This is a genomic window from Vibrio sp. CUB2 (genome assembly GCF_001557945.1).
GTDB lineage: Bacteria > Pseudomonadota > Gammaproteobacteria > Enterobacterales > Vibrionaceae > Vibrio > Vibrio owensii.
Map to the genome: position 1 here is coordinate 1 of NZ_LNRB01000036.1, position 10257 is coordinate 10257.

A 10257-nucleotide genomic window follows, 5' to 3' on the forward strand; every position below is an offset into this window, starting at 1 on the left:
GCGAGCGGCTCAGCCGGTTACGAGCCATTTGTTGGGCTCTCCACGCCTGATAGGAGTACCTTTTAAAGTGTCTGTTGTATCGGGAATTGCGTTCAATTTCTCGATAGATAGTAGCTTTGTGACGACCAAGTTGTTTAGCTATTTTAGCGGTACTAATTCCTTGCTTTCTGAGAGCAGAAATCATATACCTTTCGTTCTCAGTTAGGTGCGTGTATTTCATGTTTTTTACTTCTTGGTGGGAGCAAACTTCATGATTATCGCATCTCACTGTTTTTATGTTCAGAGGTGTCGCACTTCGTACTTGAATCCAAGTGATATAACAAAGCATTTAAGAGTGATTCCCAACGCTTGGCATTTTTCATTCCATCGTTGGATTTTGTGTTTTCGGTGGTATGGTTGCGTTTAGTGGTAGCGTTGCTCACACCTTAATGCGGCGTTAGTTGCTTCAAGGAGTTGAAGCTATGTATAAACAATCGGAAGTTAACAAAGCATTGATAACCATCCTTTTGATTCTCAGTGCGATTATAGTTTTTACCTCTAGTTATATCGGAGGTATGCTCATAGCTTTGGCAATCAACCTTGTTATAGGAACATTGTTTTACTCGATGACGATCGAAGTAAATGGAAATAAAGTTTGCTGGTATTTTGGTCTTGGGTTTCTTCGTAAGGAAGTCGAAGTTTCAAGCATTACAGAAGTTTCAATTTATGAAACTAAGTGGTATCAGGGCATCGGAGTTCGTATGTTAAAGGACGGCTGGCTGTACAATGCTTCAGTAGGTAAAGCCCTTAAATTAAAGTTGTCTAGTGGCAAAAATATTTACCTTGGGTGCAAAGACGTTGAAGGTCTTCAGTTAGCATTGGCATCCAGCAACTAACAAACTGTTTAAGAGTGATTCGCAACGCTTGGCATTTTTGCTATGCGTTGCGTTTAGTGTTTAAGGTGGTATGCGGTAGCTTCGGCATTGCGTTGCTCACACCTTAACAGGGCGTTATATCCTTGGAGCAAATAATGCAGAAACAAAGAGTTAGTGCTCTAATGGTTAATTGCCAGAACGGATATATTCTCCTCATCAAACGCTTTAAAGAGGGGCGAAATTACTGGGTTTTTCCTGGTGGTGGAGTTGAAGTAGAAGAATTACTTGAGGAAGCAATCGTACGAGAGGTTTTTGAAGAAACCAGTTTGCGAATCGACAACTATCAAGAAATTTTCTCCGTCGTAAACCGTGGACGAAAGGAGCATTTCTACCTCGTAAATGTCCCGTTTTTTGACCCTAAACTATCGTCGCATAGCCCTGAATACGAAGCTCAAAGTAGCAGTAACCGGTATGAACTTACTTGGGTAAAGCTCAATGATCTAAGTAAGTTAAATCTTGTGCCTGTTGAAGCTAAGGAAATAGTAAGTTCACTGGCATCTCAAGCACGGATATAACAAACAATTTAAGAGGGATTCCCAACGCTTGGCATTTTTGGTTCTACTTCAAATTTAGTGCTTATGGCACAATGCGTTAGGTTTGGGTGGTAGCGTTGCTCACCCCTTAATTGGGCGTTAGCTGTCTTAACTAGGAGTATATATAATGATTGATGGTGTGCAGGAGACTCCTTTGTGGGTAGTTAGCATGTCTACAATTCTGGCTTTCTTACCGCTTATAAAACTTTTGCATCACATATTACACTCTAATCGGTCTTACAAAGTCCAAAGTTTAGAAGCTCTTTCTAAAGTGTTAAGTGGCACTGAGAACATTAGCAACAGACTCGTTGCTGAGCAGTTGTTTATTAATCAATTCAAGGTACGTGTTGACTATGAAACCATAGTAGCTTTGCTTGCTTTCGAAGCACCGACAAAAGCAATAAACCTCTACCGAAACTCAAACAAGTATTTGAAAACAGCTAAAGGTCGATTGGTCTACGAAGATAAATATCAATGCTCGAAGAAAAGGCGTTTAGAAAAGTATATAAGACCAATTCGAAATCATATTTTATACTGGTTCTTCGCAATGATAGCTGGTTTTATTGGTTTGTACGTATATCGCTCGTTTAACATAGATACAATATTTCACACCAATTACGTACTTTTTAATGGAGCAGTTTGGGCGCTCTGTTCGTTAGGTAGTCTTATTTGCGTAATAATAGCGGTAAGATGTCTTACTGATACTACAAGCATTAAAGATGCAGAGGCTTTGATGAGTCTAAGCAATCGATATAAAAGCTCACCCAAATGGCTTTACTAAAATACAGCTAACAAACTGTTTAAGAGTGATTCGCAACGCGTGGCATTTTTACTATGCGTTGGTTTTAGTGGTTAAGGTGGTTTGCAGCGGCTTCGGTATTGCGTTGCTCACACCTTAACAGGGCGTTAGAGTGCCGAGTTCAGCATAGGAGTATAGTTTATGGATAAACACATCGTTGTTTTAGGCGGTGGTGGTTGGATGATGGGAGAAAAACACAGCAAATTAGACCGTTATGCACTTGATCTTACGGGCAAGCGTGATCCAAAAGTTTGCTATCTTCCTACAGCAACTGGTGACGCAGAAGAAGCTATTCAACGTTTTTACGATTCAGGTCTTAGTTGTAATTTGACCCATTTTCCATTGTTCAAACCAGACTCCAATTGGCGCACAAAGCTGCAAGAGCAAGACGTTATATATGTTGGGGGCGGTAATACCCGTTCAATGTTAGCTATCTGGCGAGAGTGGGGCATAGATACAATACTCAAAGAATGCTACGAAAATGGTGTGGTATTGTGCGGTATGAGTGCAGGGGCTATATGTTGGTTTGACTTAGGCATCACCGACAGCAATCCTGAAGAATATACAGTTATTGACGGCTTGGGTTTCGTGCGTGGTCTAGCCTCAGCTCATTTTAATGGCAGTGATGAAAAGGCTGATTTATTTTCTGATTTTTCTCAAAATAACAGTAGTGTACCGTGCTACGGTATTAGCGATTATGCCGCCCTGCACTTTATTAACGGTCAATTATATCAGACGGTTACTAGTAAATTTAATGCAAAAGTAACGTTCGAAAATGCACTCTAACAAACTGTTTAAGAGTGATTCGCAACGCGTGGCATTTTCACTATGCGTTGCGTTTGGTGTTTAAGGTGGTTGCAGCAACATCGGTATTGCATTGCTCACACCTTAACAGGGCGTTATGTGAATAGGAGATTTCAATGAATCAGGCAGTCAAAGGTCGCTTCGATGAATACCCAGAGAACGCTCGTGTTAGGTTGGCGGAGCTACGTAATCTAGTCTTTCAAATAGCATCTGAGTTGGATCTTGGGGAAGTCGATGAAACTCTAAAATGGGGTGAACCAAGCTACAGTGTAAAAACAGGCAGTCCGTTAAGAATGGACTGGAAACTCAAGTCTCCTAACAATTATTACCTCTTCTTTAATTGCCAAACCAAGCTCGTCGATACATTCCGGGAATTGTATGGTGAAGAACTGGTGTTTCAGGGAAATAGAGCAATAGTTCTGTCCTTATCGAAACCGATACCAGAAAGAGTAATCAAGTCCTGTTTAGAGTTGGCTTTAACCTATCAGCAGCGTAAAAATTTACCTCTTTTAGGCGCGTAAAAAATTCACATAACAATAAATTTAAGAGTGATTCACAACGCTCGGCGGTTTCACTTCAAGCAAGTTTAATGTTTATGGCACAATGCGTTAGGTAAGGTGGTGGCGTTGTTCACACCTTAATTTGGCGTTAGGCTCTACAAAGTAAAAAAGTTCTACTGTTACCTTGAAAATATAATTCGTGCCCCAATCTAAGTGGCTGATAATTCATAAAAAAGGAAATTTATAATGCCTATCTATCAAGCTATTCAAACGTTAAAACAAAATGCACCTCTCACACTTCCTCAAGCTCAGGCTTTTGTGAGTAGTCTGGATCCAAAGCTACAAAAGCAAATTATTGCAGCTATTTATATTGGTCGTGATAATCTAAACGCATCCACATGGGGAGAAGATACATTACTATCGGTTGATTGCATCGACCATATTCCTTCAAGCAATTATGCGCAAATTATTTGGGAAAAAAATGATGCGCTAGTTTCATACTTAAATAGCCTCGAAACTTGTGCAGCAAATACTAACTTTAACTTAAATAACCTTTAGTTGTTTGTCGAAAGCCCCTCGAGTAGGGGCTTATTCTGAAGAAAGCAACATTTCAGCTTTTAAATTGAGTTCGAGCCTAACAAGGCGTTTAAGACAGATTCCCAACGCATGGCATTTTTCATTCCATCGTTGGGTTTTGTGTTTACGGCTGTGTGGTTAGGTTTCGTGGTAGCGTTGCTCACTACTTAACGCGGCGTTATAATTTTAGGGAGAAACTGTGGAACTATCTGAAATAAAAAAGAAAGTTAAACGAGAGCTGTTGACCTCAGCTCCTATCCTTCTGCTTGCTTTTATTTTTCCAATTTTAGCGTGGTTTGGTGTTTTCCAACTTGAAGATAACTCAGCAATTTGGTTTCAGCGTAGTGGGTCAGTTACTGTTCTTTTTGCCGTATGGGTTGAATTTAAGTTGTTCAAGTTAGCAGGGCTCACTAATCCTATCAGTGAAAATGGTAAAACTTATGATGATATGCGTAAGAGCGATTACCTCCAAACTCACAATTCAAAGAAGATTCAAATCATAAAGTATTTAGCTGCAGTATTGGCTATATCTGGCACCGTCATTTGGGGGTATGGGGACTTAATCTTCATAGCGTTGTCGCAATAAATTATAACAAACAATTTAAGAGGGATTCCCCACGCTTGGCATTTTTGGTTCGGGTTTATTTCAGTGTTTACGGCGTCCAAATTGAGTGTCGTGGTCGCGTGGCTCACCCCTTAATTGGGCGTTATAGCTCAGGTCAGATTTACCGCTCCCCAAATCATAACTACGTTAATCACGTATAGTTTTGCTATCTGTACGTTACTTGCGTATACTTTGCGTATGAAAAGTGTATTTGTAGAATCAACCATATTTGAAAAGTACCGCAATGAATATCTCAGCGATGATGAGTTTAGGCTTTTTCAAGCTGAGTTAATGTCTAACCCGAAGCAGGGTGACGTGATTCAAGGTACGGGTGGTTTGCGAAAGATTCGAGTTGCAAGTAAAGGTAAAGGCAAGCGTGGTGGTTCTCGCGTTATCTATTACTTCCTCGATGAAAAGCGTCGTTTCTACTTGCTAACGATTTACGGCAAGAATGAAATGTCCGACTTAACCGCAGACCAAAAGAAACAACTAAAGGCTTTTATGGAGGCGTGGCGTAATGAGCAATCGTGATTTATTTGCAGAGTTAAGTTCAGCACTTGTTGAGGCTAAAGAGCATTCAGAGGGCAAGCTTACCCTTAAAACTCATCAAGTTAACGACATCAGTGAGTTAAATATCTCACCTGATGAAATCGTGAGTATTCGAGAGCAGTTTAATATGTCTCGTGGTGTGTTTGCTCGTTTGTTGCACACATCATCTCGTACGTTAGAAAACTGGGAGCAAGGGCGTAGCGCACCAAATGGGCAAGCAGTAACTCTTCTAAAGTTGGTTCAGCGTCATCCAGAAACTCTGTCACACATCGCTGAGCTATAACAAACAATTTAAGAGTGATTCAGCACGCGTGGCATTCTTAGCATGCGGTGGTTTTGGGTGTTGAAGTGCAATGCAGAGGCTTGGTCATTGCGTGCTTCACACCTTAATTGGGCGTTATGTACTTTCTCGAAAATTAACCTAGCCAACGTATGAAATTAGGTCGTAAACTTAGCTTAATTAAAGGGTTAGGTGATAGATATGGCATTTTCAGAAATTGAGCAACAGCGTTATAGAAAGGTAGTGGATAAGTACCTTGATTCTTGTCGGCCGCCAGAAGAGATCCGCAACCAACTTGATATTGGGTATCGTTTAGAGGGGCAAGTCATCGAAATCTTCGAGATACGTCCTAAGTGGAATGATCCATCCGAAAAAATGGAGTGCCCAGTAGCCAAAGTCAAATATTATAAGTCGCGTGATGCGTGGAAAATTTACTGGATGAAATCCGACCAAAAATGGCATTCGTATGAGCCAGTTCCAGAGATTCAACTTCTAGAAGCTTTCTTGGAAATATTGGAAGACGATACTTATGGGTGTTTCTGGGGATAGAACCAACCACGTACATAACAAACTGTTCAAGAGGGATTCGCAACGCGTGGCATTTTTACTATGCGTTGGTTTTAGTGTTTAAGGCGGTATGCGGCGGCATCGGTATTGCGTTGCTCACCCCTTAACAGGGCGTTATATGAAAAAATCGACATAATTCATATAATTAAAGTTAAATCGATGAAGTGTATGATTCTATTGGTTAATATGTTTTTGATTGCATATTTTACTTGAGGTACACATGGAAAATAATAATGAATTTACATCACACTACAGTGATGAAAGCTTTTGGGATAAGGTAAAAGGGTTTGCGAAAGCTGCAGGAGAGACTGTCCTAGAACCTGCGTTAAAATTGTACTATGCAGCAAGTGACCCAGATACCCCGATGTGGGCTAAGACTGTTGTTTACGGTGCGCTTGGTTATTTTATCTCCCCTATTGATGCAATTTCTGATATCACGCCTGTCGTTGGTTTCACTGATGATCTTGGAGTTCTTGTTGCTGCGACCGCAACGATAGCCGCCCATATCAAAGACTCTCATACAGCTAAGGCTAAAGAGACATTAAAACAGTGGTTTGATTGATAATTAAATTTTCATATAACAAACTGTTTAAGAGTGATTCGCAACGCTTGGCATTTTTGCTATGCGTTGCGTTTTGTGTTTAAGGCGGTATGCGTTAGCTTCGGTATTGCGTTGCTCACACCTTAACAGGGCGTTATAAAGATTAGGAGACTTTCACGATAAATGGACTTAGTTGTTGAGTTACTAAAAAGTGGTGATTACTGGATTGCGATTGTTGTAGTGATCGTAACTATTGCTATAAATGCTCCTAGAGTAACCGAGTACTACTTCTTACTTAGAAAAAATAGAATGGCTCAGATTTTGTCTGCTTTACAAGAACCGAGTGTTTCGGAAGAACTAAAGACTCATTTGAAAAATGAGCTCGATATTGAGTGTTTTAAAGGTATTCATGGTATCCGCGTTAGTCTCCCAATGTTAAAAGCAGTTTATGTACTTAATGAAAGGGTTGGGGCGACGGTCTCTTTCAGACATGTCTTGAAAACAGTCCAACTTTTACCTGATATTTCAGATGTAGAGCTTTTGTCGTACCGGATAAGATTAAATATCCTAGATAAGGTTATTGCTTCTTATAACCTGGTGTTTGGATTGCTCATAGCTGGCTTTGGGTTCATAACATTTTTACTATCGATTTACTCGATTGTTACTGGATTTGAGCCAAGTCTTCTTATTTCTGGTGTTATCTTCCTACCTTTAGGTTTTTACATGCTCAATGATGGTAGTGCCTTGTTTTCTGTGTATCACATCAATAGAGCACTCAATGACTATGAAAAGGCAACTGAGAAAAAATCTTTATAACAAATTGTTCAAGAGTGATTCGGCACGCGTGGCATTTTTACTATGCGTCGGTTTTAGTGGTTAAGGTGGTATGCGGAGGCTTCGGTATTGCGTGCCTCACACCTTAACAAGGCGTTATATGCCAGTGATCAAAAAGTCGATAGCAGCAATAATCTCATTTCTAAAAGTGTTCAACTCATTTACTGGATCGCGCAAGATCTTAGTTGGCACACTCGCCATTTGATGAGTTAGGATTACGAAATCACCTTCATCAATATGGATCATTGGACATAGATGAGTAGGTGCTTTTTTCTCTAACATTTCAACTGGTGTTAATGGAATCACCAGTCGGGTATTCAGCGTATCAAGCATTTCACTTTGAACATCGACAAAGTATGGGTAAGCGGTAGCAGTGCTTTTATCGTTATTTTGGTATAGTGAAAACTGTGACATTAGAATACTCGGTAAGAATCGGAAAACAGACCGTGATTTTCTGTTAGTTCATTGCAAGCGCTAATAGCATCTGCATTTTGCTCTAACCACTCAGCCTTACGGCGTTGTTTTACTTCTTTTTCAAGAGCTTTTTCCATTGTTGCAGAGAGGTTTATGTTTAGTCGTTTAGCTTCAGCGAGTAACTCGCTATTTAAGCTTAAGTTTGCAGCCTTTTTGGGTGCTTGCGTACTATATGCGTTTCTCATGATAATTACCTATGCGTATTTATGATGCGCATTAAGTATAGGCGGACTAAAGGCATATAACAAACAATTTAAGAGTGATTCCCCACGCTTGGCATATTTGGTTTGGGTTTAGTTTAGTGTTTACGGCGTCCAAGTTGAGTATAGTGGTAGCGTGGCTCACACCTTAATTGGGGGTTATAACTCTTTTGTCAGTTTCATTGTTACACAACTAAGCTTGAAGCCCTTCGAGAACGGTTTACTTGTTGTTACTGCCGCTGCTGCTTTTGTGAGACCTTATCGCACAAATAACTGATAGGGAGATATTTTCATGGCAGCACGTCCTAGCCTACTAAAAATGAAAGTTGCCTTTGCTAAGGTAAACAGAGATGTGTCTGAAGTTGGTACCATTATCGGCGGTAAAGTAAATCACAATATTAATGTTCTAACACCAGAGCAGGGGCGGTTTGAGAATGCTTGTGCGATACGTATGTCATATGCACTTAACTATGCTGGTTTCAAAGTTCCCTACATAAAAAACAAAACTGTCTCCGGTGGGCAGGGGAATTGGTACATTTATCGTGTGAAAGATTTGATCAACTTTTTGTATCAAAAATTTGGTGAGCCAGAGTTGGTGGTTCAAAGCCCCAATGCTAATAAACTCTCTGAATACAAGGGCATTTTAGTTGTTGATGTAGATACTTGGTTAGACGCATCAGGTCATGCAAGTATTTGGACTGGTTCAAGATGTACAGATAGCTGTTACTTTCCGGACGCAAAAAAGGCTTATTTATGGAAATTAGAAGATTAGTAAGCAGTATAAGCATGGCTCTTTGTAGTCTCGGAGTTACCGCAAGCCCACTCAGTACTCAAAGTGATGAGCAGCTTTTTAAAAACTTCGCTCTCTCATCTTGTATTGCTACCTATTACAAAGACTCAGATGTTGCGAAAGATGCGATAACTGCAATGCAAGGCTATCGAGAGTTCTCCGAGCTTCCTTTAGAGTCGTTCTTTGAGGTAAGCGAGCTATTAGACACAGACGATATGTCTAGGTACAAATCAAAAAATGGTAACGTGATCGAGTTGGCTTACTGTGTAGACTTTTCTAATTCAGACGGAGTTCATAAGCTGTACATTAAGGCGAAATCAGAGTTATAACAAACTGTTTAAGAGTGATTCGCAACGCGTGGCATTTTTACTATGCGTTGCGTTTAGTGTTTAAGGTGGTATGCGGGAGCTTCGGTATTGCGTTGCTCACACCTTAACAGGGCGTTATACCTTTTTCGTATCGTTGAGGTTTACTTGAAAGAAGTTGAAGTTGTAAAAGTGGCTCGGTGTTTTGAGGCGATGGGCGAGATATTATGCCGTCTATTAGGTTTAGTCCTCGTTTATGTCATGTTCGAGTTTATTGGTACGAAAGTAGTGGGTGCGAGTTTTCAAAAAGATACTTTGCTAAGTTTAGTCGTGCTTCCTGCTATCTATGTTCTTAAAGACCTACATACGATTATTGAGCCATTTTTTGTAAAAGTTTGGATGAACGAAGAATCCGTAAAAGTGCAAAGTGGTATTTTGACTCAGAGAATTGATAACCTCATCTTAAAGAACGTTGAAAATGTAGAATTGACAAAAAGTCCAATCGGGCGTGTGTTTGGATATACAACACTTTGTTTGTACGCTTATGGCTCTTGGGTTGAGTTACCTTTTGTGAAAAGCTGTCTAGCTGAAGATTTGCATGCTCAATTAAGTACGGCGGCTTAGTATCAAGTTTGAAGTGCGACACTTTCTACAGATGCGCATGAATATACTCCGTTGGTGTCCTATACCCAAGCCTTTTGCGTGGGCGCGTATTTAATTTGTGCGCAATTTCATTGCAGAGCTTCTGTGTTACGTGTGACATAGAAGTTCGTTTTGGTAAGTATTGTCGTATCAAGCCATTAGTGTTCTCATTAGTGCCTCGTTCCCATGAGTGGTATGGGTTTGCAAAGTAAAACAGACAGTTATGATGTTTTTCTAGTTGTGCATAACCATGAAATTCAGTGCCGTTATCCGCAGTTATCGTCTTAAAAGGTAAGTCAGAGCGGGTCATGATTTTGCTCATTCTTACGTTGAGCGACTCGCTTG

General features: G+C 40.3%; 20 protein-coding genes and 3 pseudogenes. 19 read left to right on the top strand and 4 right to left on the bottom strand.

Going from position 1 to position 10257, the window contains the following annotated elements:
• Positions 1–220 (bottom strand): helix-turn-helix domain-containing protein (locus tag ATB78_RS27120; protein WP_155647873.1); only part of this gene is annotated, 220 nt, incomplete at its 3' end.
• A 241-nt stretch (positions 221–461) separates the two neighbouring features.
• Here ATB78_RS27120 and ATB78_RS27125 point away from each other — a divergent pair.
• The 16 genes and pseudogenes from ATB78_RS27125 to ATB78_RS27180 all read left to right on the top strand — a co-directional run bounded on the left by ATB78_RS27125 (position 462) and on the right by ATB78_RS27180 (position 7483).
• Positions 462–875 carry a hypothetical protein gene (locus ATB78_RS27125; protein ID WP_061011082.1) on the top strand — a complete coding sequence of 138 codons (414 nt, stop codon included), beginning with the start codon at positions 462–464 and terminating at the stop codon, positions 873–875.
• Positions 876–1009: 134 nt separating this feature from the next.
• Positions 1010–1429: an NUDIX domain-containing protein gene (locus ATB78_RS27130; RefSeq protein ID WP_017819290.1), complete on the top strand. Its 420-nt coding sequence runs from the start codon at positions 1010–1012 to the stop codon at positions 1427–1429.
• A 145-nt stretch (positions 1430–1574) separates the two neighbouring features.
• Positions 1575–2228: a hypothetical protein gene (locus ATB78_RS27135; RefSeq protein WP_061011083.1), complete on the top strand. Its 654-nt coding sequence runs from the start codon at positions 1575–1577 to the stop codon at positions 2226–2228.
• A gap of 159 nt (positions 2229–2387) precedes the next feature.
• Positions 2388–3032: a peptidase E gene (locus ATB78_RS27140; protein WP_061011084.1), complete on the top strand. Its 645-nt coding sequence runs from the start codon at positions 2388–2390 to the stop codon at positions 3030–3032.
• A 134-nt stretch (positions 3033–3166) separates the two neighbouring features.
• On the top strand, positions 3167–3571 hold the full coding sequence (locus ATB78_RS27145) for a DUF1801 domain-containing protein (protein ID WP_061011085.1): 405 nt from the start codon (positions 3167–3169) through the stop codon (positions 3569–3571).
• Between the two features lie 225 nt (positions 3572–3796).
• Positions 3797–4108 carry a hypothetical protein gene (locus ATB78_RS27150; protein WP_021454011.1) on the top strand — a complete coding sequence of 104 codons (312 nt, stop codon included), beginning with the start codon at positions 3797–3799 and terminating at the stop codon, positions 4106–4108.
• A 217-nt stretch (positions 4109–4325) separates the two neighbouring features.
• Positions 4326–4712 carry a hypothetical protein gene (locus tag ATB78_RS27155; protein ID WP_061011086.1) on the top strand — a complete coding sequence of 129 codons (387 nt, stop codon included), beginning with the start codon at positions 4326–4328 and terminating at the stop codon, positions 4710–4712.
• Positions 4709–4891, top strand: coding sequence for a hypothetical protein (locus ATB78_RS30325; protein WP_346393703.1), 183 nt, complete (start codon positions 4709–4711; stop codon positions 4889–4891). Before ATB78_RS27155 ends, ATB78_RS30325 begins: the two co-directional genes overlap by 4 nt.
• Positions 4892–4928: 37 nt before the next feature.
• Positions 4929–5261 carry a type II toxin-antitoxin system RelE/ParE family toxin gene (locus tag ATB78_RS27160; RefSeq protein WP_012600340.1) on the top strand — a complete coding sequence of 111 codons (333 nt, stop codon included), beginning with the start codon at positions 4929–4931 and terminating at the stop codon, positions 5259–5261.
• Positions 5248–5562: a DNA-binding transcriptional regulator gene (locus ATB78_RS27165; protein WP_017049537.1), complete on the top strand. Its 315-nt coding sequence runs from the start codon at positions 5248–5250 to the stop codon at positions 5560–5562. The genes ATB78_RS27160 and ATB78_RS27165 overlap by 14 nt, the downstream gene beginning before the upstream one ends.
• Positions 5528–5669: pseudogene (locus ATB78_RS30330) on the top strand (DUF3265 domain-containing protein). The gene ATB78_RS27165 and the pseudogene ATB78_RS30330 overlap by 35 nt, the downstream one beginning before the upstream one ends.
• A gap of 91 nt (positions 5670–5760) precedes the next feature.
• Positions 5761–6108 carry a DUF3024 domain-containing protein gene (locus ATB78_RS27170; RefSeq protein ID WP_061011087.1) on the top strand — a complete coding sequence of 116 codons (348 nt, stop codon included), beginning with the start codon at positions 5761–5763 and terminating at the stop codon, positions 6106–6108.
• Positions 6089–6233 (top strand): annotated as a pseudogene (locus tag ATB78_RS30335) (DUF3265 domain-containing protein). The gene ATB78_RS27170 and the pseudogene ATB78_RS30335 overlap by 20 nt, the downstream one beginning before the upstream one ends.
• Before the next feature lie 113 nt (positions 6234–6346).
• Positions 6347–6688 carry a YkvA family protein gene (locus ATB78_RS27175; protein ID WP_061011088.1) on the top strand — a complete coding sequence of 114 codons (342 nt, stop codon included), beginning with the start codon at positions 6347–6349 and terminating at the stop codon, positions 6686–6688.
• Positions 6685–6814, top strand: a pseudogene (locus ATB78_RS28840) (DUF3265 domain-containing protein). Before ATB78_RS27175 ends, ATB78_RS28840 begins: the two are co-directional and overlap by 4 nt.
• A 36-nt stretch (positions 6815–6850) precedes the next feature.
• The gene (locus ATB78_RS27180) at positions 6851–7483 is read left to right on the top strand and encodes a hypothetical protein (RefSeq protein WP_045604826.1); all 633 of its coding nucleotides are present in this window, start codon (positions 6851–6853) and stop codon (positions 7481–7483) included.
• Between the two features lie 114 nt (positions 7484–7597).
• Here the strand turns inward: ATB78_RS27180 and ATB78_RS27185 are convergent, their stop codons facing one another.
• Together ATB78_RS27185 and ATB78_RS27190 are read right to left on the bottom strand one after the other, a co-directional pair.
• Positions 7598–7915, bottom strand: a complete 318-nt coding sequence (locus ATB78_RS27185; protein ID WP_061011089.1) for a CcdB family protein — start codon at positions 7913–7915, stop codon at positions 7598–7600.
• A complete protein-coding gene (locus tag ATB78_RS27190) occupies positions 7915–8160 on the bottom strand; it encodes a type II toxin-antitoxin system CcdA family antitoxin (RefSeq protein WP_061011090.1) in 246 nt (81 codons plus the stop codon). The genes ATB78_RS27185 and ATB78_RS27190 overlap by 1 nt, the downstream gene beginning before the upstream one ends.
• Before the next feature lie 307 nt (positions 8161–8467).
• On the opposite strand from ATB78_RS27190, the gene ATB78_RS27195 reads away from it, so the two are divergent.
• From ATB78_RS27195 to ATB78_RS27205, 3 genes are all read left to right on the top strand, one after another.
• On the top strand, positions 8468–8947 hold the full coding sequence (locus ATB78_RS27195) for a type VI secretion system amidase effector protein Tae4 (RefSeq protein WP_061011091.1): 480 nt from the start codon (positions 8468–8470) through the stop codon (positions 8945–8947).
• 14 nt (positions 8948–8961) lie between these two features.
• The gene (locus ATB78_RS27200) at positions 8962–9294 is read left to right on the top strand and encodes a T6SS amidase immunity protein Tai4 family protein (RefSeq protein WP_061011092.1); all 333 of its coding nucleotides are present in this window, start codon (positions 8962–8964) and stop codon (positions 9292–9294) included.
• A 144-nt stretch (positions 9295–9438) separates the two neighbouring features.
• On the top strand, positions 9439–9894 hold the full coding sequence (locus ATB78_RS27205; RefSeq protein WP_081096662.1) for a PH domain-containing protein: 456 nt from the start codon (positions 9439–9441) through the stop codon (positions 9892–9894).
• Between the two features lie 25 nt (positions 9895–9919).
• Here ATB78_RS27205 and ATB78_RS28855 read toward each other — a convergent pair.
• Positions 9920–10257 (bottom strand): IS30 family transposase (locus ATB78_RS28855; protein WP_155647874.1); only part of this gene is annotated, 338 nt, incomplete at its 5' end.